Source organism: Streptococcus gordonii, assembly GCF_001553855.1.
GTDB classification, from domain to species: domain Bacteria; phylum Bacillota; class Bacilli; order Lactobacillales; family Streptococcaceae; genus Streptococcus; species Streptococcus gordonii.
Genome location: NZ_LQWV01000001.1, coordinates 96,401 through 117,717, shown reverse-complemented (window position 1 = coordinate 117,717; position 21,317 = coordinate 96,401). Strand labels below are relative to the sequence as shown.

Annotated in this window: 20 protein-coding genes; 10 read left to right on the top strand and 10 right to left on the bottom strand. The window is 41.1% G+C overall.

The window, feature by feature from the left end; translation table 11 throughout:
• Positions 1-6 precede the first annotated feature (6 nt).
• From AWH02_RS00520 to AWH02_RS00505, 4 genes are all read right to left on the bottom strand, one after another.
• Positions 7-1,680 carry a formate--tetrahydrofolate ligase gene (locus AWH02_RS00520; RefSeq protein WP_060553861.1) on the bottom strand — a complete coding sequence of 558 codons (1,674 nt, stop codon included), beginning with the start codon at positions 1,678-1,680 and terminating at the stop codon, positions 7-9.
• 65 nt (positions 1,681-1,745) lie between these two features.
• A complete protein-coding gene (locus AWH02_RS00515) occupies positions 1,746-2,372 on the bottom strand; it encodes a cyclodeaminase/cyclohydrolase family protein (protein ID WP_060553862.1) in 627 nt (208 codons plus the stop codon).
• Between the two features lie 14 nt (positions 2,373-2,386).
• Positions 2,387-3,286, bottom strand: coding sequence for a glutamate formimidoyltransferase (gene ftcD, locus AWH02_RS00510; RefSeq protein WP_012130840.1), 900 nt, complete (start codon positions 3,284-3,286; stop codon positions 2,387-2,389).
• Positions 3,287-3,401: 115 nt separating this feature from the next.
• On the bottom strand, positions 3,402-5,432 hold the full coding sequence (locus AWH02_RS00505; protein WP_008809790.1) for a urocanate hydratase: 2,031 nt from the start codon (positions 5,430-5,432) through the stop codon (positions 3,402-3,404).
• A 204-nt stretch (positions 5,433-5,636) separates the two neighbouring features.
• Between AWH02_RS00505 and hutI the strand changes: the two genes are divergently transcribed.
• The gene (gene hutI / locus AWH02_RS00500; protein ID WP_060553863.1) at positions 5,637-6,902 is read left to right on the top strand and encodes an imidazolonepropionase; all 1,266 of its coding nucleotides are present in this window, start codon (positions 5,637-5,639) and stop codon (positions 6,900-6,902) included.
• Between the two features lie 200 nt (positions 6,903-7,102).
• Here the strand turns inward: hutI and tpx are convergent, their stop codons facing one another.
• The 4 genes from tpx to AWH02_RS00480 form a co-directional block, all read right to left on the bottom strand.
• A complete protein-coding gene (tpx, locus tag AWH02_RS00495) occupies positions 7,103-7,594 on the bottom strand; it encodes a thiol peroxidase (RefSeq protein WP_012130838.1) in 492 nt (163 codons plus the stop codon).
• A gap of 149 nt (positions 7,595-7,743) precedes the next feature.
• Positions 7,744-8,676, bottom strand: a complete 933-nt coding sequence (gene scaA, locus AWH02_RS00490; protein ID WP_045504340.1) for a metal ABC transporter substrate-binding lipoprotein/adhesin ScaA — start codon at positions 8,674-8,676, stop codon at positions 7,744-7,746.
• A 21-nt stretch (positions 8,677-8,697) separates the two neighbouring features.
• Positions 8,698-9,534: a metal ABC transporter permease gene (locus AWH02_RS00485; protein WP_045504337.1), complete on the bottom strand. Its 837-nt coding sequence runs from the start codon at positions 9,532-9,534 to the stop codon at positions 8,698-8,700.
• A gap of 1 nt (position 9,535) precedes the next feature.
• The gene (locus AWH02_RS00480; RefSeq protein ID WP_012130835.1) at positions 9,536-10,255 is read right to left on the bottom strand and encodes a metal ABC transporter ATP-binding protein; all 720 of its coding nucleotides are present in this window, start codon (positions 10,253-10,255) and stop codon (positions 9,536-9,538) included.
• 146 nt (positions 10,256-10,401) lie between these two features.
• Here AWH02_RS00480 and AWH02_RS00475 point away from each other — a divergent pair, with 146 nt between their 5' ends.
• The 4 genes from AWH02_RS00475 (at position 10,402) to AWH02_RS00460 (ending at position 15,304) form a co-directional block, all read left to right on the top strand.
• A complete protein-coding gene (locus tag AWH02_RS00475; protein WP_060553864.1) occupies positions 10,402-12,294 on the top strand; it encodes a M13-type metalloendopeptidase in 1,893 nt (630 codons plus the stop codon).
• A 97-nt stretch (positions 12,295-12,391) separates the two neighbouring features.
• The gene (locus tag AWH02_RS00470; protein WP_223358709.1) at positions 12,392-13,360 is read left to right on the top strand and encodes a helix-turn-helix domain-containing protein; all 969 of its coding nucleotides are present in this window, start codon (positions 12,392-12,394) and stop codon (positions 13,358-13,360) included.
• A 143-nt stretch (positions 13,361-13,503) separates the two neighbouring features.
• Positions 13,504-14,433, top strand: coding sequence for an ABC transporter ATP-binding protein (locus AWH02_RS00465; protein WP_060553933.1), 930 nt, complete (start codon positions 13,504-13,506; stop codon positions 14,431-14,433).
• Positions 14,426-15,304: an ABC transporter permease gene (locus AWH02_RS00460; RefSeq protein WP_060553865.1), complete on the top strand. Its 879-nt coding sequence runs from the start codon at positions 14,426-14,428 to the stop codon at positions 15,302-15,304. The genes AWH02_RS00465 and AWH02_RS00460 overlap by 8 nt, the downstream gene beginning before the upstream one ends.
• 74 nt (positions 15,305-15,378) lie before the next feature.
• On the opposite strand, the gene AWH02_RS00455 is transcribed toward AWH02_RS00460, so the two are convergent.
• The gene (locus AWH02_RS00455) at positions 15,379-16,077 is read right to left on the bottom strand and encodes an ion transporter (protein ID WP_060553866.1); all 699 of its coding nucleotides are present in this window, start codon (positions 16,075-16,077) and stop codon (positions 15,379-15,381) included.
• 307 nt (positions 16,078-16,384) lie between these two features.
• Positions 16,385-17,161, bottom strand: a complete 777-nt coding sequence (locus tag AWH02_RS00450; protein ID WP_045504320.1) for a glycyl-radical enzyme activating protein — start codon at positions 17,159-17,161, stop codon at positions 16,385-16,387.
• A 124-nt stretch (positions 17,162-17,285) separates the two neighbouring features.
• Here AWH02_RS00450 and AWH02_RS00445 point away from each other — a divergent pair, with 124 nt between their 5' ends.
• The 5 genes from AWH02_RS00445 to AWH02_RS00425 all read left to right on the top strand — a co-directional run bounded on the left by AWH02_RS00445 (position 17,286) and on the right by AWH02_RS00425 (position 21,212).
• Positions 17,286-18,029: a DeoR/GlpR family DNA-binding transcription regulator gene (locus AWH02_RS00445; RefSeq protein WP_060553934.1), complete on the top strand. Its 744-nt coding sequence runs from the start codon at positions 17,286-17,288 to the stop codon at positions 18,027-18,029.
• Positions 18,030-18,046: 17 nt separating this feature from the next.
• Positions 18,047-19,012 carry a sugar-binding transcriptional regulator gene (locus AWH02_RS00440; protein ID WP_060553867.1) on the top strand — a complete coding sequence of 322 codons (966 nt, stop codon included), beginning with the start codon at positions 18,047-18,049 and terminating at the stop codon, positions 19,010-19,012.
• A gap of 225 nt (positions 19,013-19,237) precedes the next feature.
• Positions 19,238-19,561, top strand: coding sequence for a PTS lactose/cellobiose transporter subunit IIA (locus AWH02_RS00435; RefSeq protein WP_060553868.1), 324 nt, complete (start codon positions 19,238-19,240; stop codon positions 19,559-19,561).
• Between the two features lie 20 nt (positions 19,562-19,581).
• Positions 19,582-19,908 carry a PTS sugar transporter subunit IIB gene (locus tag AWH02_RS00430; protein ID WP_060553935.1) on the top strand — a complete coding sequence of 109 codons (327 nt, stop codon included), beginning with the start codon at positions 19,582-19,584 and terminating at the stop codon, positions 19,906-19,908.
• Positions 19,909-19,910: 2 nt separating this feature from the next.
• Positions 19,911-21,212 carry a PTS sugar transporter subunit IIC gene (locus AWH02_RS00425; protein ID WP_045504312.1) on the top strand — a complete coding sequence of 434 codons (1,302 nt, stop codon included), beginning with the start codon at positions 19,911-19,913 and terminating at the stop codon, positions 21,210-21,212.
• The last annotated feature ends 105 nt before the right edge of the window (positions 21,213-21,317 follow it).

The following is a 21,317-nucleotide window of genomic DNA, read 5'->3' as shown; positions in this document are numbered from 1 at the left end:
TATTTATTAGAACAAACCGCTGATATTTCCGTCTTTGTCAACATCAATCTTTTCGCTTGCTGGTACCTTAGGCAGCCCTGGCATGGTCATGATTGCACCAGTCAGAGCAACAATGAAGCCTGCACCAGCAGAAACTTTAAGCTGGCTGATAGTCACAACAAAGTCTTTAGGCGCTCCAAGTTTTTTAGCATCGTCTGAGAAGGAGTACTGAGTCTTGGCCATACAGATAGGATAGTTGGAGAAGCCCAGCTCTTCTAGTTGTTTGAGCTCGCGTTTAGCGGCAGGAGTCAGGCGAACGCCCTTACCTCCGTAGACCTTGGTAACGATCTTGTTTAACTTGGTTTCAATGGAGTCCTCTTCATTATATACAAATTGGAAGTGATTGTCTCCTTCGGCCAGTTCAACGACTTTTTCAGCCAACTCTTTACCGCCGGCTCCGCCATTTGCCCAGACATCAGAAATCACGACATCAACTCCCCGTTTTTGGCAGGCATCATAAACTGCTTGCAATTCTGCTTCGGTATCCAGCGGGAATTTATTGATGGCAACGACTGCTGGCAGGCCATAAACATCTTGAATGTTTTCCAAATGTTTTTCTAAGTTTGGTAGACCATCTACAACGGCTTGGACATTTTCTTCAGCCAAATCACTCTTAGCCACACCACCGTGCATCTTGAGAGCGCGGATGGTAGCGACCAGAACTACAGCCGATGGACGAAGACCAGATGTACGACACTTAATATCGATGAATTTCTCAGCACCTAGGTCAGCACCGAAACCAGCTTCTGTAACTGCATAGTCGGCATATTTGAGAGCCAGCTTAGTAGCTAGGACACTGTTACAGCCGTGAGCAATGTTAGCAAAAGGTCCGCCGTGAATCAAGGCTGGTGTTTGTTCCAGAGTTTGAACCAAGTTTGGATGGATGGCGTCTTTGAGCACAGCAGCCATAGCGCCACCAGCTTTCAAGTCCTTGGCAGTTACTGGCTTACCTTCAAAGCTGTAGCCAATGATAATCTTTTCCAAACGGTTCTTGAGGTCAGTAATATTTTCTGACAGACAGAGAATAGCCATAACCTCAGAAGCAACTGTAATGTCAAATCCATCCTCACGCGGAACACCATTGACCTTGCCCTGCAAGCCGTCCACGATGTGGCGCAGCTGCCGGTCATTCATATCCACTGCCCGCTTCCAAGTGATGCGACGAGAGTCGATGCCTAAGGCATTGCCATGGTGGATGTGGTTGTCAATGAGGGCCGCCAGCAGGTTGTTGGCAACACCGATGGCATGGAAGTCACCAGTGAAGTGGAGGTTGATATCCTCCATCGGTACAACTTGAGCGTGACCACCGCCAGCAGCTCCACCCTTGATACCAAAGACAGGTCCGAGTGAAGGCTCCCGCAGAGCGATAACGGCTTTTTTACCGATAGCAGCTAGAGCATCAACCAATCCGACAGAAGTCGTTGTCTTGCCTTCTCCAGCTGGTGTCGGAGAAATAGCTGTCACGAGAATCAGTTTGCCGTCTGGCTTGTCTTTTAAGGCTTCCAGCTGACCGGCACTGATTTTTGCCTTGTAATTTCCATAAAGAGACAAGGCATCTTCAGCAATTCCTAGCTTTTCTGCCACCTCTTTGATGGGCTTCATTTGAACCGAATTCGCAATTTCAATATCTGATAAAACCATATTGTTACCTCTTGAGAAAGGAAGTCCATTCATGGAAGAGAGTGGACTTCTCTTCCGTTTATCTATTAGACGACTTTCAAAATTTCTTGATAAATTTCATCTGCTAGAGAGCAGCCTTTTTGTAGGAGTTCTTCACCCTTGCTGCGGTAGTCTGCGACAAATGCTTCGTCCTTGACACCTGATAGGTTGATGAGGACATTGAGCCAAGCCCCTTGCAGGCCAGCCTTTAGATTCAGAGCTGCGACTCCCAGGTCGCTGGCAGCATTGGTGTTGGATTTGCCGACGGCCTTTTGAGTTGTTTGCAGGGCAGCCAAGATGTCTTCCATCATGCCATAAGGTGACTTGGTCGCTTCCTTGAGGGCTTGTTGCATCGCTTCCCGACGGGCAGCCTTGTCTTCCTCTGTTTCCTTAGGCATATCAAAGACGGCGGAGACTAGATTGAAGGCTTCAGTGTCCTTGTCAATAGCTGCGAGCAGGCTTTCTTGGAGTCGAGCACTTTCTGCGTGTACTTGAACAATTTCTGCTTCAAATTCTGCGTATTTTTTCTTACCAAGGGTCAATTCACAGACCATCTTAGTCAGGGAAATGCCGTTTGCTGCGGAAAGAGCAGCGGCAGAGCCACCTCCTGGTGCAGGAGCATCTGAGCCTAGGACTTGGGCAAATTCTGTCAAACTTAAATCTACTAATTTCATAGGTTTCAGTCCTCCTAGCCCAGCAAATGGTTTTCCAGAACTTGCTTGCCGTAGTCAAAGTCTTCGATTTGAAGATAGTATTCTGCTGCGTCAATCAAAGCCTTGGCTGGAGCCAAACCGATGACTTCTGAGCCGAGGATTCCAACTCCGTAGCGCTTAGCTTCAAAGCGAACAGTTTCAAAGACACGATAGAGTGGGAATTTTTCCAGATTGACCATGTTGATAGAAACCTGAGCAATGTTGCGGTCTTCCAGCATAACGCCGATCGCTTTACAGTACTTGTAACCACCGCTTGATCCACGGATGATTTTGGCAATATTGTTGGCAATTTCTAGATTGTCTGTATCCAAGTTGATGTTGTAGGCGATGAGCGGCATTCTAGCACCAACAGCAGTGACACCAGCGGTTGGGTGAATCTTTCTTTCACCATAGTCTGGCGCCCAGTCAGCTTCCAAGAGTTTTTCTGGCATGCCTTCAAACTGTCCTTTACGAACCTTAGCCAAGTTCTTACGCTCTGGACGAGTCGCTGCATCTTCATAGAGGAAGATAGGAATACCGAGCTCACGGTTGATCCGCTCAGATACGGTCTTCGCAATTTCTACGCATTCCTCACTTGTGATGTCCTTGATCGGTACAAAAGGCAGGACATCTGTTGCGCCCATACGAGGGTGTTCGCCTTGGTGCTTAGTCAAGTCAATATTTTCAGAAGCGTATTTGACCAAACGAAAGGCAACTTCCTGAATGTTTTGATCGTCACCGACCAGGGTAAAGACGCTGCGGTTGTGGCTGGCATCAGAAGAGTGGTCCAAAAGTGTTACGCCTGGCACGCTCTTAGCTACTTCCACTAGACCGTCAATGACCGCTTGGTTGCGGCCTTCAGAAAAGTTAGGAATACATTCAACAATTTTTGCCATAAGATATTACCTCGTGTTATATGTTATTAAAATTTACAAAGTAGATAAAGTGGAACTTCCAGCTGAGCTAGATGTGAGATCTAGCTCAGTTCAGAAGTTGGGGGACAAGTTTTTCCTATTCGAACAATTTCTTAACAGATTCTTTGACCAAATCTTCGTCAGTTAAGTATGGAATAGTGATGTGATCTGTGCCTTGGTGGAGACGGTTGTACTCGATAGCTGTCTCAATAGCATGCTCATTACGTGCCCAGTTACGACGAGCAACTCCTCCGATTGTATCCCAAGCGATAGCAGATTTAATGATTTCATCGATACGTTCACTACCGTCTAGAACCAAGCCAAAACCTCCGTTGATCGCTTTACCGATACCAGTTCCGCCACCGTTGTGGAGAGCTACTAGACTCATACCACGAGCAGCATTACCAGCATAACATTGCACGGCCATGTCGCAAGTAACATTAGATCCATCTTTAATATTAGAAGTTTCACGGAATGGAGAGTCAGTACCAGATACGTCGTGGTGGTCACGGCCGATCATGACAGGACCAATCTTACCTTCGCGGACTAATTCATTGAACTTGAGGGCGATATTGACGCGTCCCATACAGTCTTGGTAGAGAATCCGAGCCTGGGTTCCAACAACCAACTGGTTCTTCTCAGCATCGCGGATCCAGTTGTAGTTGTCACGGTCTTGGTAGCGGCGGTTAGGGTCGATCACTTCCATAGCTGCATGGTCAGTAGCGACTAGGTCTTCGTGCTTACCGCTCAGACATACCCAACGGAAAGGACCGTAACCATAGTCAAAGAGCATTGGACCCATGATATCTTCTACATAAGATGGCCAGATGAAGCCGTCTTTATCGTCAAAGCCATTCTTAGAAATTTCCTTGATGCCAGAGTCATAGACTGCCTTCATAAAGGCATTACCATAGTCAAAGAAGTAAGTACCGTTGCTAGTCAAGGTCTTGATTGCCTTGAAGTGACGTTCCAAGGTTTGGTCAACCAGCTTAGCAAAACTTTCCTTGTCTTCAGCTAGGAGGCGAGTCCGTTCTTCAAAGCTGATACCAGCCGGACAGTAGCCACCGTCGTAGACATTGTGGCAAGAAGTTTGGTCAGATAGTAGATCTACATGGATATTGTTCTCGTTGACGTATTCCAAGAGGTCTACAATGTTACCATGGTAGGCAATGGAAGTTGATTCACCAGCTTCCAGAGCTTTCTGAGCTAGCTCGATTGCTTCTTTTGGACTTTCGGCTAATTGACTAATCCAGCCTTGGGAGTGACGAGTTTCAATCCGAGATTGGTCTACTTCAGCTACGATTGCCACAGCTTTAGCAATTTCGGCTGCTTTCCCTTGAGCTCCACTCATACCACCTAGACCAGAAGAGATGAAGAGTTTGCCGGTTAGATCACCATCATCTGCTACACCCAGTTTCAAACGTCCAGCATTGAGGAGGGTATTGAAAGTACCATGGACGATACCTTGTGGGCCGATGTACATCCAACCGCCGGCTGTCATTTGACCGTAGTTGGTGACACCCATTTCTTCTGCAATTTCCCAATCTTTCATATTGTCGTATTCGCCGACTAAGAGGCCGTTGGTGATGATAACACGTGGAGCTTCTGGTTTGGATTTGAAGAGACCAACAGGGTGACCAGATTCTACAACCAAAGTTTGATGGTCGGTCATCACTTCCAGATATTTTTTAATCAAATTATACTGCATCCAGTTAGCGCAGACAGATCCAGTTTCCCCATAAGTAACCAATTCATAAGGATAGAGGGCGATTTCAAAGCTCAGGTTGTTGTCAATCATGACCTGCATAGCCTTAGCTGCGGTACAGTTTCCTTTATACTCGTCAATTGGTTTACCATAGATACGTTCTTTTGGACGCCAGCGGTAACCATAAATCCGTCCGCGAGTTTTCAATTCTTCCAGAAATTCTGGAATCACTTCTTCGTGGAATTTTTTTGGAATATAGCGAAGAGCATTTTTTAGAGCGATTTCTGTTTGCGCCTGAGTGAGACGGAAGCCCCGGTCAGGTGCACGGCGGATGCCTTCTTGGAAAACCGTTTTTTCAGGCAAGACATCGTCTAATTTGACGGTCATTGCTGCTGCAATTTCATTTTCACTAAAGTATGACATGAAGATTCCTCCTTATTAAGTCAAGTATAAAATATGTTTCGACCTTATTTTATAAGACCCCCGTCCATAAAAAGTCAAGAAAAAAACATAAAATAGAAAAAAAGAATTTTTCCTATTTTTTAAAAGCTTTTGACTATAATTTGACGATAGTGTATTATGATGAAAAGCAAGTAAAAATGTTAGAAATAAAATGGAGGAAGAAACATGACTGCTGATTTACTATTAACTCACTTTAATCAAGTCTTTTGTCCTAACGATCTTGGGCATCCCCTTTTCGGAGCGGAGATGAAGGAAGCTCGAGTGTTAGAAGACGGCTACATTGCAGTCAAAGACGGCAAAATCTTAGCTGTAGGCAGCGGAGAACCAGATGCTAGTCTGATTGGACCGGATACTAAGATCCAGTCTTATGAGGGTAAGATTGCTACGCCCGGCTTGATTGACTGTCATACTCACTTAGTCTACGGCGGTAGCCGGGAGCATGAATTTGCCAAGAAATTAGCCGGTGTTCCTTATCTGGAAATTCTTGCTCAAGGTGGCGGAATTCTCAGTACAGTTCGAGCAACGCGAGAAGCTTCTTTTGAAAATCTGTACGATAAATCTAAGAAGTTATTGGACTATATGTTGCTTCATGGGGTGACAACGGTTGAGGCCAAGAGTGGCTATGGTTTAGATTGGGAAACAGAGAAGCGTCAGCTAGATGTTGTTGGAGCTTTGGACCGTGACCATAATATTGACCTAGTTTCAACCTTTATGGCTGCCCACGCCGTTCCACCAGAATATAAAGGACGTTCTCAGGAATATCTGGAACTCATCGTTGAGGAAATGCTGCCTCGGGTAAAAGCAGAAAATCTAGCTGAGTTCTGTGATATTTTCTGTGAAAAAGGCGTCTTTACAGCTGACGAGTCACGCTACTTACTTTCTAAAGCTAAGGAAATGGGCTTCAAGCTTCGTATCCATGCTGATGAAATCGAGTCTATTGGTGGGGTAGATGTAGCGGCTGAGCTAGGAGCAACCAGTGCGGAACACTTGATGATGGCGACAGACGAAGGTATTCGCAAGATGGCAGAAGCTAAGGTTATCGGGAATCTTCTGCCGGCAACTACCTTCAGTCTGATGGAAGATACCTATGCACCAGCCCGCAAGATGCTGGAAGCTGGTATGGCTATTACCCTGACCACCGACAGCAATCCAGGCTCTTGTCCGACAGCTAACCTGCAGTTCGTTATGCAGCTGGGCTGCTTTATGATGCGTCTGACGCCAGTGGAAGTCCTCAACGCTGTAACCATCAATGCGGCCTACTCAGTTAACCGTCAAGATAAGATTGGTAGCTTTGATACTGGCAAGCAGGCTGACATTACCATCCTAGATGCTAAGAATATTGACTATCCACTTTATTTCTTTGCGACTAACCTGACCCATCAGGTCTACAAGGCAGGAAAACTAGTTGTCGATCAAGGAAGAATTGTTTAAGCTTTCTAAAAACGAATCGTATTTTTCAGACTCTCTCTGGTGACAGGGAGAGTTTTCTTTTGTAGTGTGTCAGATCTTAAGAAGCTTTGTTTCGTAAGTGAGAAAGAAATAATCTTAGGATCAGTTCTAACAAAAGTTTCAGACTCTCTTTTTTCAAAATTAGACATAAAAAGACCACTCAGTTTGAGTGGTCGTGATGATTATAAGTTTTTTACTGCTGCTATTGCCGCATCATAGTCAGGTTCAGTGTTGATATTGTCGACATATTCGGCATAGGTCACAGTGTTGTTCTCATCCAGAACGAGAACTGCGCGGGCCAAAAGGTGCCATTCATTGATGAGGACAGCGTAGTCGCGACCGAAAGAATGGTCGAAGTAGTCAGATAGCATAACAGCATTCTCAATGCCTTCAGCAGCGCACCACTTGCCTTGTGCAAAAGGCAAATCAACTGAAACTGTGATAACAACGGTATTGTCCAAGTCAGAGAGTTCTTGGTTGAAGCGACGAGTCTGAGTCGAGCAGACACCAGTATCGATAGATGGGATGATGCTCAGAACTTTCTTTTTGCCAGCAAAGTCAGCCAGAGTTTTCTTTGATAGATCCGTTGCTGTCAGGCTAAAATCATGGGCTGTGTCACCGACTTGTAGTTGTTTTCCAGTAAAGGTTACAGGATTTCCAAGAAAAGTTGTCATAAAAGTCTCCATTCATGTTTGATAGCTTCATTGTACTCCGAATAAGTATTTTTTTCGAATAATTTGACTGGAAATTTGAGAACGCCTACATTTCAGCCCAATTTTTTCTTTGCATAAAAAGGTTAGGATTGCTTCCTAACCTTTTGTTATTATTTGGCCAATCCTTCAGAAATTTTATCCAGATTGTATTTCATCATGCTGTAGTAGCTGTCTCCATCTTCGCCTTTTTCAGCGATTGAGTCAGTGAAGATTTTAGCGTAGATTGGGATATTTGTGTCTTTAGAAACAGTCTTCATCGGACGGTCGTCTACACTTGATTCGACAAAGAGAGATGGGACTTTGGTCTTGCGCAGTTTTTCAACTAAGCTTTTAATTTGGTCTGGAGTCCCTTCTTCTTCGGTGTTGATTTCCCAGATGTAGGCCGATGGCACATTGTAGGCCTTAGAGAAGTATTTGAAGCAACCTTCACTGGTCACAATCATTTTCTTTTCTTCTGGGATGTTGTTGAATTTCTCTTTGGCTTCCTTATCCAATGCAGTTAGCTTTTCTACATAAGCTTTGAGATTTTTCTCGTAAGTAGCCTTATTGTCAGGGTCTTTTTCAATCAAGCGTTTGGCAATATTTTGCGCATAGATGATCCCATTTTCCAAGTTTAGCCAAGCATGAGGATCTTCTTTTCCTTTTTCATTTTGGCCTTCTAGGTAAATGACATCAACGCCTTCACTGACAGCATAGTAGTCCTTGTTTTCTTTCTTCTGGGCATTTTCTACCAATTTAGTGAACCAAGCATTACCACCAGTTTCAAGGTTGATACCGTTGTATAAAATGAGGTCAGCCTTAGAAGTCTTTTTGACATCTTCGGGCAGAGGCTCATATTCATGCGGATCTTGACCGACAGGGACAATACTGTGCAGATTGATTTTATCGCCAGCGATATTCTTGGTGATATCTGCGATAATTGAGTTGGTTGCAACGACATTTAGCTTGGAAGAGCTAGAGTCAGTACTGCTTTTTTGACTAGAGCAGGCTGCTAGGCCGACAAAAGCCAGCAAAAGCAGAACTAAGAAACGACATTTTTTCATTGGAAATCCTCCATAAATATATTATTTTACTTTTCTTTTTAAATACCGCTGTTTTGGTGCGATAAAAAATGAAACCAAAAAGATCAGGGCAGAGGTTAGAACGATACTAGAACCTGCTGCAACATTAAAACTATAACCGATGAAGAGGCCTAAAACAGATGCACCAGCCCCCAAGGCAGATGACAATAAAATCATGGTCTTGAGACTCTTGGCATAGAGATAGGCTGTCGCAGCTGGTGTAATCAGCATGGCCACAATCAGAATCGTTCCGACACTTTGCATAGCTGTGACAGAAACCAAAGTCAAGAGAATCATCAGCAAATAGTGGTAAAAATTAACCTTCATTCCCATAGCTTGGGCCAAAAGCGGGTCAAAGGACGTCAGCAAAAGTTGCTTGAAGAAAATACTAATGACCAGCAGCACCAAAATACCCACGCCAATACTAATCCACATATCAAGGTCTTGTACCGCCAAGATATTCCCAAAGAGAATATGGAAGAGGTCGGTCGAACTCTTGGCAACGCTAATCAAAATGATCCCCAGAGCCAGGAAGGAAGAAAAAGTAATTCCGATAGCCGTGTCACTTTTGATAATAGAATTGCCCTTGATATAAGTGATAATAATGGAAGCTAGTAAGCCAAAGGTAATGGCACCGATGAAGAAATTAATCCCCAAAATAAAAGACAGGGCCACACCGGGCAGCACCGCGTGAGAGATGGCATCCCCCATGAGTGACATGCCCCGCAGAATGATAAAGCAGCCAACGGCACCGGCCACCACTCCAATCACAATGGCTGTAATCAAAGCATTTTGCAGGAAATGAAAGTCATGTAAGCCTTGAATAAATTCCTGAATCATCCTAGGCACCTCCATTCATAAAGAGCTGAGAGCCGTAGGTCTGCTGCATATTTTCTTTGGTGAAGGTACTCTCGGTTGATCCGAAAGCGACGACTTTTTTGTTAAGTAGCAAGACCTGATCAAAATAAGCGACCACCTTGCTCAAGTCATGGTGGACAATCAAAATCGTCTTCCCGTCTTTTCTTAGCTGACGGAGTGTTTTCATAATAATCTCTTCGCTGACCGAGTCAATCCCAACAAAAGGCTCATCAAGGAAAATATAATCCGCTTCTTGGACTAGGCAGCGCGCAATCAAGACCCGTTGGAATTGACCGCCAGACAGTTGACTGATTTGACGTTCAGCAAAATCCTCTAAACCAACGATTTTTAGAGCCTGGTTGACCTTGTCCCAGTCAGAAGTCTTTAATCTTTGGAAAAGCTTTATCTTAGGATAAAGCCCAAGAGAAACACACTCTTTTACCTTGATAGGAAAGTTATAGTCAATATTGATTTTTTGTTCTACGTAGGCAATTCGTTTTAGTTCTTTGTCTAAGGGCTGACCATCCAGTAAAGCTTGGCCTTGGTGGTCGACAATTCCCAATAAACCTTTAATAAGGGTGGATTTTCCAGCCCCGTTTGGGCCGATAATTCCTGTAATAGTAGGGCCTTTTATAGTTACGTTTGCCTTATCTAATGCCAGCTGGCCCTGATAGCTGACACTTAGGTTTTGTATCTCAATCATGTATATCACCCCCACTGTATTAATATACCTTAACATAAAAATTAAGTCAAGTTAATTTTGCAAAATATGGGAAATATTTAACAAAGATTTGAAAATCAAAGCTATTTTTGATAAGGTTATATCAAAAGTATGAAAGTGAGAAAAAGATGACACGACTGCAAGATGATTTTTATGATGCAATAAATGGCGAATGGGCCAAGACAGCTGTTATTCCCGACGATAAACCAGTTACAGGTGGCTTTATGGACTTGGCTGAGGAAATTGAAGATCTCATGCTCTCTACGACTGACAAATGGTTGGCTGGCGATGGAGTACCAGAAGATGCTATTCTGCAGAACTTCGTTGCTTACCATCGCCTAGCAGCGGATTATGACAAGCGGGAAGCAGCAGGGACTGAGCCAGCGCGTGCTTATATTGATGAGATTCGCAACCTAGCGTCTTTTGAAGAATATGCTTCTAAGATTGCAGACTTTGAGCTGGCAGGTAAGCCGACTTATTTCCCATTTGGTGTAGCGCCTGACTTTATGGATGCTCGGATCAATGTTCTCTGGGCGGATGGCCCAGGCACTATTTTGCCTGATACGACCTACTACGCGGAAGACCATCCTCAGAAAGCAGATCTTCTTGCAAAATGGCGCAAGGCCCAGGAAGACTTGCTAGCAAAATTTGATTTTACTGAAGAGGAAATCAAGGATATTTTAGACAAGGTTTTGGACTTGGATGCTGTTTTTGCCCAGTATGTTCTCTCTAATGAGGAGAGCTCTGAGTATGCTAAGCTCTACCATCCTTATAAGTGGGACGATTTCAAAGCCTTGGTGCCGGAATTGCCTTTGACAGATATCTTCACCAAGTTAATCGGTCAAGAACCCGACCAAGTCATTGTGCCTGAGGAACGCTTCTGGAAAACAGCTAAAGATATTTATACAGCTGCAAACTGGGATAAACTCCATGCTCTGTTGATTCTATCTGCGGTTCGCAATACAACCCCATATCTAACGGATGACATCCGTGTCTTAGCAGGTGCTTATCAACGTGCTCTATCGGGAACTCCTCAAGCCCAGGACAAGAAAAAAGCTGCTTATTACCTAGCTCAGGGACCTTTTAATCAAGCAATCGGTCTTTGGTATGCCGGTCAGAAGTTTTCTCCAGAAGCCAAGGCTGATGTAGAGCAGAAAGTAGTGACGATGATTGAAGTTTACAAAAACCGCCTAGCTCAGAATGACTGGTTAACACCGGAAACTCGTGACAAAGCCATTGTCAAACTTAATGTCATCAAGCCTTATATTGGTTATCCAGACGAGTTGCCTGAGCGTTATTCTCGCAAGATCGTGGATGAAAAGCTGACGCTCTTTGAAAATGCTCAGAAGCTGAGCCAGATTGATATTGCGTACAGCTGGAGCAAGTGGAATCAACCGGTGGATTACAAGGAATGGGGCATGCCAGCCCACATGGTCAATGCCTACTATAATCCGCAGAAAAACCTGATTGTCTTTCCAGCGGCGATCCTGCAGGCGCCTTTCTATGACCTGCACCAATCCTCATCAGCCAATTACGGTGGTATCGGAGCGGTCATCGCCCATGAGATTTCTCATGCCTTTGATACCAATGGCGCTTCCTTTGATGAAAATGGTAGCCTTAACAACTGGTGGACGGAGCATGACTACCAAGCCTTTACCGAGCGGACTCAAAAGGTCATTGATCAGTTTGAAGGTCAGGATTCCTATGGTGCTAAGGTCAATGGCAAGCTGACCGTTTCAGAAAACGTGGCAGATTTGGGCGGTATTGCAGCAGCCCTAGAAGCAGCAAAGAAAGAAGCTGATTTCTCTGCTGAGGAATTCTTCACCAACTTTGCTCGTATCTGGCGGATGAAGGGACGCGAAGAGTATATGAAGCTCTTGGCAAGCGTCGATGTCCATGCTCCAGCCAAGCTTCGGACCAATGTGCAGCTGCCAAACTTTGAAGACTTCTTTACGACCTTTGATGTGAAAGAAGGAGATGGCATGTGGCGGAGCCCAGAAGAGCGTGTGATTATTTGGTAACAAACAAGTCATAAGACGACATAATGACCTGACTAAAGGAGCTTAAGATAAAGTTCTTTGGTCAGGTTTTTATTTGTAGCTACAGAGATAAATTTTGATGATCAAATTATGCTATAATAGGAAATATCTGGAAGAAGGAGATCCTGATGTGGAATTCAAGGAAGAGCTAGGACAGAAAATTCAATCTCTAAGAGAAGAAAAAGGCTTGAGTCGTCAGGCCATTTGTGGGGAAGAAGACATTTTGACAACGCGGCAGCTACAGCGAATTGAAAAAGGCCAGTCTCTGCCTACCATCGCAACAGCTCTCTATATTGCTGAGCAACTGGAGGTATCACTGGATAGACTAGCAAATAGAGAGCGATTCGAATTGCCATCAGGCTATCTTGAATTGAAGTATCGCTTGGAAAAGCTTTATCACTATGGCGATGGAGAACGTCTTCAACAGAGAGAAGAGCTGATCGAGGAAATCTATCGGAAGTATTTCGATCAGCTCCCTGAGGAAGAACAACTTTATCTTCAGATTAAGCAGGCCAAGAACGATATGATTTTAACGGAAAATATTGCCTATGATCAAGGCTTAATAGATGAATATCTGGATCAGGCTTTGGCCAAAGAAAAATTGACGGAAATGGATCTAGAAATCATTGATTTACGCCTGTTGGCTCTTGGTTTGAAAGATTTTGATAAGAAGGAGTTTACTTGTTTGCTAAACAAGTTACTTGTGGCAGTAGCTGATTATCCGACCAATGGATTGGAAAAAATTCAGGCCAGAATCATTTTTGCGGCGGGGGTCTTGTCTCACTATCAAGAATATGACCGATTACCCGAAATATTAAGAGTCCTAGAAGAGCTGATGTTGAGGCGAAACGACTTTCAAGATCGTGTCTTTAGCTATGCGCTTCAGTGGAAAATCGCCCTCTTCTTAGAAAACAATCTCGAAAAAGCTGAGGACAACTATCAAAAGGTAAAGTTAATGCTAGAGCTATTGCCAGAAGATGTCCTTAAGGAGAATATGAGGCTGGACTGGGAGCAGGATATAAGCCGCTATAGTAAAATTGATGAATAAACAACAGAACTCTGTGAGTCTAGGAACTCATAGAGTTTTTTAAATAGGACATGAATGTCCTCACACTTCGGTTAAATGATCTCTTATAATAGTGGGAGTAGAAAAAAGAAGTTACTTCTTCTTGAGGAAGGAATTTGGGAAAAATGGAAATTAGATTAAAAAATATTAAGAAAAACTATGGCTCCTTTGAAGCCTTAAAAGGAATTGATTTAGTTTTGGAAGAAGGCAAGTTCTATGGTCTTCTTGGGCCCAATGGTGCGGGTAAAACGACTCTATTTAATCTCCTTATTCAAAATTTCAAGCAAAGCTCAGGAGATATTAGCTGGGAAGTTGACGGACGGCCTCTATCCACAAAAGATTTTTATCGCCATATCGGAATCGTTTTTCAAAGCAATCGTTTGGATGAAAATTTAACAGTAGAGGAAAATTTGGTATCTAGAGGTGCCTTGTATGGCTTATCTAAGACCAAGGTCTTGGAGAGAATGAAGGATTTACAAAACTATCTAGATGTTGCATCTATTAAAAATAAAAAATATGGGAGCTTGTCAGGGGGGCAGAAACGCAAAGTAGATATTGCGCGTGCTCTGCTGCCTAAACCATCACTTTTGTTGCTGGATGAGCCAACCACTGGTCTAGATCCACAATCTCGACATGATTTATGGGATGCCATCTATCAGTTGAATAAGAAAGATAATATGACGGTAGTTCTCATCACTCACTATTTAGAAGAGATGGCTGGATGTGATATTCTACATGTTTTAATTTCTGGTAATCTTTATTACTCAGGAGATATTGCTACTTTTATTGAAAAGCATTCGACAACTAACTTGAATTTGCTTTTAAAAGAAGGACAGTCTGTAACATCACTATCGATATCACAATTTATGAACAAATGTCAAGTTTTGTCAGAAAGAGAGATTGTTTTTAAAGATGTTTCTGTTGAAGAAATGATGGAAATTATTTCTGAAAATCAAGATAAGTCTATCATTGAAGCATTTAATGTGGAATATTCAAACTTGGAAGCAGCTTATTTGAATCTATTAAAAGAAACAGGAGGAGAAATGAATGTTTGAGCTAATTTCTAGAAATAGGAAAGTATACACGCGAGATCGTTTGGCGTTTTTCATGTCATTCTTGTCAGTTATTATCTTAATTTTAGTCTATCAAGTCTTTCTAGGACAAATCCAGATTGATGCCATTAAGGAGGCGTTAGGTAGTGACACTGCCTCAAGCGATACGATTAAGATGGTAAACTATTGGTTGATATCAGGTTTGACGACGATTATTTCTATGACCAGTACTTTAGGAGCGTTTGGAGTAATGGTCTCAGATAAAGAAAAGAAACTGAGTGAAGATTTCAAGGTTAGTCCCATTTCTAATTTCAAGGTTGAACTATCCTATGCTATTTTTGCAATCCTATTTGGGATTATCCTCACCATGTTCTCTTGTGTCTTTGCGATTGGGATTTTCAATGGTTTTAGTTCACTTCTAGATTATTCAGCCATGGACTATCTAAAGATTTTTGGAATTGTTAGCTTATCAACAGTTTTATCAGCTACTATTGTTCTTCCTGTATTAGCCTTTATTCGAACAAGTTCAGCTTTTACCACTTTGAGTACGATCGTCGGTACCTTTATCGGATTTATTTCAGGAGTTTATCTTTCTATCGGTTCAGTTGGGGAAACATTGCAGCAGGTTATGACTTGGTTTCCTATGACACAAGTGAATGCACTTTTAAAACAAGTTTTGATGAAAGACTCAATTGCTCAAGTATTTGAGAATGCTCCAAGTTCGGTGGTAAATAAATACAAGGAATCCTACGGAGTAGTATTGCAGAATGCTAGTGGGGATCATCTTTCTAATCAATTCATGCTAATTTATATTTCACTTATTATTGTTGCTCTATTAACACTCCACTTTTTTATTAAAAAGGTTAAGAAATGAAAGAAACCTCAGCTAAAGTTATAGAAAAGCGAATGAATATATAAAAAAGCTGTTTAGGGTTCCCTAAACAGCTTTTATAGTTCTTTGATTTCTTTCATATAGCCAGCTGTAATGATACCAGCGGGGAGTGCAACAATTGCAATTCCTAAAAATGAAGAGATCATTGTAATGATTTTTCCAGTAGTTGATATCGCGTAAATGTCCCCATATCCAACCGTAGTCAGGGAAATCGTTGCCCAATAGAGGGCGTCAAAGAAGGTAGGGAAAGTACTAGGCTCTACGTTGAAAATGACAAGGGCGGAAACAAAGATATATCCAAATGCTAAAACCCCTACAATAATCAGACTGTCTTTCTGTTTTTTTAAGACATTTGTCAAGATCTGAATATTCTTGGAATAGCGGAAAAATTTAAAGATACGCAAGGTACGAAGCATACGTAAAATTTTAAACAGACGCAGACTGTCATTTAATAAAAAGAGTGATGGCAGTATGCAGAGCAAATCAGCCATAGCCAAGAAAGTAAAAGGATAGAGGAGGAAAGAAATCCGTCCTTTCTGTAATTTATAATCGGCAGTGACGAACCTGAGCACATAGTCAATGATAAAAATAATCGTTGTTATAAGATCGAGCCAAATGAAGATTCCTGAATGACTTTTTGAAGTTAGAGGAATTAAACTGACAATAATGGCCAAGATCATGAAAATATCGTAGGCTTCTTCAATAAAGCTTTCCTGCTGGTGGGGCTCAATAATCTGAAATAAAGTCTTTCTCATAATCATAGATCTCCCTTTTTCATATGATTTTAAATTTAATTCTATCTGTTTTTAAAGATAAGTCAAGGCCAATCAACAAAAAGTTTTCCTCATTCTCCATTTTTAGCGTCTTTCAAAATCCTTTGAGAAAGTTACTATAAAAATAAAATCCAAGCTGAAGAAATAGCAAAGTAGAGGTTTTCTTCAAACTTGGATTCAGCGAATAAATTTAGAAGCCTTTGATTAAGGATAAAAATCAGTTCAAGATGTGAGGTATAATCAGAGAAGGTTTATAATATAAAAAATAGTTAGGAAAAGGAATTTTTGCTTAGAAATAACAATTAATGTTATGGTTTAGAAAAACCTGCTGATAATCGTATAAATCCTCTGGATGTAGGGCTTTAGTACCCTCCATTTCATACCGACGTCCTAGTAGTTTATACTTGTTTTCTCCAAATTGATGGAAAGGTAGCAGTTGGACTTGATCGATGGATAATTCATTGAAAAGAGTTGCAAACTGTTCCGCATCTTCTAGAGAGTTATTAAAGTCAGGAATTACTGGAATTCGCAGGACAATTGTCTTTTGATGAGTAAATGCGTAATGTATGTTCTTAACAATCAACTCATTTTTAACACCAGTAATCTTACGGTGATTGACTGAGTTATAGTGCTTCAAATCGGTATAAATGAAATCAACATATTGGATGAGATCAACAAATTTTTCGTGTTCTACAAAAGCCGTTGTTTCTATTGCGGTATGAATACCTTTCTCCTTAGCTGCTTTAAGGATAGCTTTGGCAAATTCAAATTGAGCAAAAATTTCCCCGCCAGATAAGGTCAATCCACCGCCGGATTCTTCATAAAAATCACGGTCTTTTAAGACTTCATCTATAATCTCAATAACGCTTCTTTCTTCTCCCATAGTGATGTTTTTTTGGGTAGTAGCATCAAGCATAGGCTCAGGTTGCATCCTCTGTGATTCTGGGTTTGAACACCAAGGGCAGCGTAGTGGGCACCCCTTTAGGAAAACTGTTGTTCGGATTCCGGGGCCATCATGAATACTGAAATGTTGGATATTGAAAATAATTCCTTTTGTTGTTTCCATACGCAACCCTCCTTTTAATACAACTATTATAACTTATTTACGCAACAAATACAATTACGAACGAAACTATTTTTTATTTTATTTTTATAAAATCTTTTGTTAAAATATAGGTGAGGTAATGAAAATGGAACGTTTAGATAAAATTGTGAAATTAGTCTCTGAATATGAAAAGATTGATGTTAATACACTTTCTGAGAAGCTACAAGTTTCTAAAGTAACGATTAGGAAAGACTTAGATAAATTGGAATTAAAAGGTTTATTGCGTCGTGAACATGGGTATGCTGTCTTGAATAGTGGGGACGACCTTAATGTCAGATTGTCTTTTAATTACGATACAAAGCGAAGAATTGCCAAGAAAACTGCTGAACTAATTAGTGATAATGAAACAATTTTGATTGAATCAGGATCTACTTGTGCCCTTTTAGCAGAAGAGATTTGCCGTAGCAAGAGGAATGTAAAAATCGTTACCAATTCCTACTTTATAGCTGATTATGTTAGGAATTATGATTCGTGTAAAATCATTCTTTTAGGTGGAGAATTCCAAAAAGACTCTCAAGTGACTGTTGGTCCGCTTCTTAAAGAAATGATCCACTACTTTCATGTTAAATATGCTTTTGTAGGAACAGATGGCTATGATGAAGAACTTGGGTTTACAGGGAAAGATTTGATGCGTAGTGAAGTCGTTCAATATATGTCTGAAGTGGCCGACCAAGTTGTAATTCTTACTGATTCAAGTAAATTTGGGAAAAAAGGGATTGTTAAGCGTTTCGGACTTAAGCAGGTGTCTCAAGTTGTAACAGATAACGGAATTTCAAATGTCGCTGTTGAGCAATTAGAAAAGGCAAGTATTAGAGTTGTGAAAGTTTAGGCTTGAAGGAGCGGACGATGAGAAATGAAAGAAAAAAGCTTCTGGCTAAATTAGCCTATCTTTATTACATAGAAGAGAAGAGCCAGGCAGAAATTGCAGCAGAAACAGGAATCTATCGCACAACTGTTAGTCGAATGCTGGCTGAAGCAAAGAAAAAAGGGATTGTCAAGATTGAAATAGATAACTTTGATACTCGCTTGTTTCAGTTAGAAAAGTATGTCAAAGAGAAATATGGATTAAAAGGTATAGATATAGTTGCGAATGTGCTTGATGAATCAACTGCTGAATTAGAAGAAAGGCTAGGTCAAAGTGCAGCAAATCTACTTCGAGGTCTACTAGATGATCATATGAATGTAGGATTTTCGTGGGGAAAAAGTCTCAGCCTGTTGGTAGAACATTTGAATCCGCGACATTTGAAAGATATTCATTTTGTTCCGCTAGCTGGTGGCCCCAGTCACATCCATGCCCGGTACCATGTTAATACTTTGATTTATAATATGGCAAGCAAATGTCATGGAGATTGTAATTTTATCAATGCGACTATTATTCAGGAAAAGGAAAATTTAGCAAAAGGAATTTTATCATCAAAGTATTTTGAAGATCTCAAAAAGAGTTGGCAGGATTTGGATATTGCTGTCGTAGGAATCGGTGGTTTTGCAGATGAGAACAATCGTCAGTGGTTGGATATGTTAACAGAACGAGATTTTTCTGTTTTAAAAAGTGAAGGAGAGGTCGGAGAAATTTGTTGCCGTTTTTTTGATAAAAATGGAAAACCGGTATTTGAGGAATTACAGGAAAGGACAATTGCTATTTCCTTATCTGAACTTAAACAAATACCAAATACTTTGGGATTTGCTTATGGATATACCAAGGCGACAGCTATTCTATCTGTTTTGCGGGCTGGTTATATTAATCATTTAGTAACAGATGAAGAAACAATATTAAAGGTGTTATCCTTAGATGGAGATGGTAGTTTTATCTAGTAGGTTAAAGAAAAATAGGATAGTAAAAAAAGAAAGAACTTAGTTCTTTCTTTTTTTAGCAGCAATACGCACAAATGTGCAAAAATATTTAAATTAGAGTAAATGTGCTATAAATTATTGACGAATATGTTTAAAGGTGATAGATTTAAGTTACAAACATAATAAAAGCGCTTTCATATGAAACAAATAAACGTTGTTAAAAGTTGACTGGAAAAGGAGCAAGTTATGGAAGTTATTGTTGCAGATCAAATTATCATGGGACTTATTTTAGATGCCGGTGATGCCAAGCAACATATTTATCAGGCTTTATCACTAGCTAAAGATGGAAAGTTTTTAGAGTGTGATGAACAAGTTAAGTTGGCAGACAAGTCGTTGCTTGAGGCTCACAATTTACAGACTCAATTTTTAGCACAAGAAGCAGGGGGGACAAAAACAGAAATCACAGCACTATTTGTCCATTCTCAAGATCATTTGATGACTAGTATTACAGAGATTAATCTCATTAAGGAAATCATTGATTTGAGAAAAGAACTACAAGAAAAAGCTTAACTTATTAGGAGGATATAATGATGATCAAAATTGGTTTGTTTTGTGCAGCAGGTTTTTCAACAGGAATGTTAGTCAATAATATGAAAATAGCTGCAACCGAAAAAGGGATAGAGGCTGAGATTGAGGCATACTCACAGGCTAAGCTGGCTGATTATGCTGCGGACTTGGATATCGCTTTATTAGGACCTCAGGTTGCTTATACTCTAGACAAATCGAAAGCTATCTGCGACAGTTGCCATACTCCAATTGCAGTGATACCGATGGCTGATTATGGTATGTTAGATGGCAAAAAAGTGTTAGATCTCGCTTTGAGTTTGTTAGATAAGTATCAAGATCAAGGAGCTTAGTTATGTCTAAGATAAATACACAAAAAATAATTGCACCCATAATGAAGTTTGTTAATATGCGTGGAATTATCGCATTAAAAGATGGTATGTTGGCAATTCTGCCTCTTACTGTTGTTGGAAGCCTATTCTTGATTGTAGGTCAATTACCGTTTGAAGGACTAAATCAAGCTATTGCTGGTGTGTTTGGGTCAGACTGGACTGAACCATTTATGCAGGTTTATTCAGGAACCTTTGCTATTATGGGGCTGATTTCTTGTTTTTCAATCGGTTATTCTTATGCCAAGAACAGTGGTGTGGAGCCCCTTCCTGCAGGTGTACTGGCTTTATCTTCCTTCTTTATCCTTTTGAAGTCCTCCTATATTCCTGAAAAAGGCGAGGCGATTGCAGATGCGATTGGCAAGGTTTGGTTTGGAGGGCAAGGAATAATAGGAGCAATTCTAATTGGTCTAGCGGCTGGTAGCATCTATACTGTTTTCATTAAAAAACATATTGTCATTAAAATGCCAGAGCAAGTTCCACAAGCGATTGCTAAGCAGTTTGAAGCTATGATTCCAGCTTTTGTTATTTTCTTACTTTCCATGATAGTTTATATAGTTGCCAAGCTAGCAACAGGTGGTGGTACCTTTATTGAGATGATTTATGATGTTATTCAGGTACCTCTACAAGGCCTTACGGGTTCTCTTTATGGAGCTATTGGTATTGCATTCTTCATTTCTTTTCTGTGGTGGTTTGGTGTTCATGGGCAATCCGTTGTCAATGGCGTCGTAACAGCCTTACTATTGTCTAACCTGGATGCAAATAAGGCTTTACTTGCTGCAGATAAGTTGTCCGTTAGCCAAGGTGCTCATATTGTGACCCAGCAGTTCTTGGATAGTTTTCTTATCTTATCGGGATCCGGTATCACTTTTGGAGTAGTCGTAGCCATGCTCTTTGCTGCCAAGTCTAAGCAGTATAAGGCTCTTGGGAAAGTTGCTGCTTTTCCAGCTATCTTCAATGTCAATGAACCCGTTGTCTTTGGTTTTCCAATTGTAATGAATCCGGTCATGTTCCTGCCCTTTGTTTTGGTTCCAGTTTTAGCTGCTTTGATTGTATACATGGCGATTGCAGTTGGATTTATGCAACCATTCGCAGGTGTGACTTTGCCTTGGAGTACACCGGCTATTATTTCAGGTTTTATGGTTGCTGGTTGGCAAGGGGCAGTCATTCAAATTGTTATTCTAGCCATGTCCGCCTTTGTCTATTTCCCATTTGTGAAGTTTCAGGATAAGATTGCCTACAATAACGAGTTGAAAAATGAAGAGTAATCTGATTTTGATGGATAAAAACACGAAAGTTTCTTGGCTCAGATGGCACAAATGTGCAAATAATCTTTAATTTAATTATAGCTTATAAATGATTGAATTCTTGGA

Coding starts and splice junctions, on each gene's coding strand:
- AWH02_RS00465 (WP_060553933.1), top strand. CDS start 13,504: ATGGAAATTAGATTAAAAAATATTAAGAAAAACTATGGCTCCTTTGAA.
- scaA (WP_045504340.1), bottom strand. CDS start 8,676: ATGAAAAAATGTCGTTTCTTAGTTCTGCTTTTGCTGGCTTTTGTCGGC.
- AWH02_RS00450 (WP_045504320.1), bottom strand. CDS start 17,161: ATGGAAACAACAAAAGGAATTATTTTCAATATCCAACATTTCAGTATT.
- ftcD (WP_012130840.1), bottom strand. CDS start 3,286: ATGGCAAAAATTGTTGAATGTATTCCTAACTTTTCTGAAGGCCGCAAC.
- AWH02_RS00455 (WP_060553866.1), bottom strand. CDS start 16,077: ATGAGAAAGACTTTATTTCAGATTATTGAGCCCCACCAGCAGGAAAGC.
- AWH02_RS00460 (WP_060553865.1), top strand. CDS start 14,426: ATGTTTGAGCTAATTTCTAGAAATAGGAAAGTATACACGCGAGATCGT.
- AWH02_RS00430 (WP_060553935.1), top strand. CDS start 19,582: ATGATCAAAATTGGTTTGTTTTGTGCAGCAGGTTTTTCAACAGGAATG.
- AWH02_RS00425 (WP_045504312.1), top strand. CDS start 19,911: ATGTCTAAGATAAATACACAAAAAATAATTGCACCCATAATGAAGTTT.
- AWH02_RS00520 (WP_060553861.1), bottom strand. CDS start 1,680: ATGGTTTTATCAGATATTGAAATTGCGAATTCGGTTCAAATGAAGCCC.
- AWH02_RS00515 (WP_060553862.1), bottom strand. CDS start 2,372: ATGAAATTAGTAGATTTAAGTTTGACAGAATTTGCCCAAGTCCTAGGC.
- AWH02_RS00505 (WP_008809790.1), bottom strand. CDS start 5,432: ATGTCATACTTTAGTGAAAATGAAATTGCAGCAGCAATGACCGTCAAA.
- AWH02_RS00470 (WP_223358709.1), top strand. CDS start 12,392: ATGATCAAATTATGCTATAATAGGAAATATCTGGAAGAAGGAGATCCT.
- AWH02_RS00480 (WP_012130835.1), bottom strand. CDS start 10,255: ATGATTGAGATACAAAACCTAAGTGTCAGCTATCAGGGCCAGCTGGCA.
- tpx (WP_012130838.1), bottom strand. CDS start 7,594: ATGACAACTTTTCTTGGAAATCCTGTAACCTTTACTGGAAAACAACTA.
- AWH02_RS00445 (WP_060553934.1), top strand. CDS start 17,286: ATGGAACGTTTAGATAAAATTGTGAAATTAGTCTCTGAATATGAAAAG.
- AWH02_RS00485 (WP_045504337.1), bottom strand. CDS start 9,534: ATGATTCAGGAATTTATTCAAGGCTTACATGACTTTCATTTCCTGCAA.
- AWH02_RS00440 (WP_060553867.1), top strand. CDS start 18,047: ATGAGAAATGAAAGAAAAAAGCTTCTGGCTAAATTAGCCTATCTTTAT.
- hutI (WP_060553863.1), top strand. CDS start 5,637: ATGACTGCTGATTTACTATTAACTCACTTTAATCAAGTCTTTTGTCCT.
- AWH02_RS00435 (WP_060553868.1), top strand. CDS start 19,238: ATGGAAGTTATTGTTGCAGATCAAATTATCATGGGACTTATTTTAGAT.
- AWH02_RS00475 (WP_060553864.1), top strand. CDS start 10,402: ATGACACGACTGCAAGATGATTTTTATGATGCAATAAATGGCGAATGG.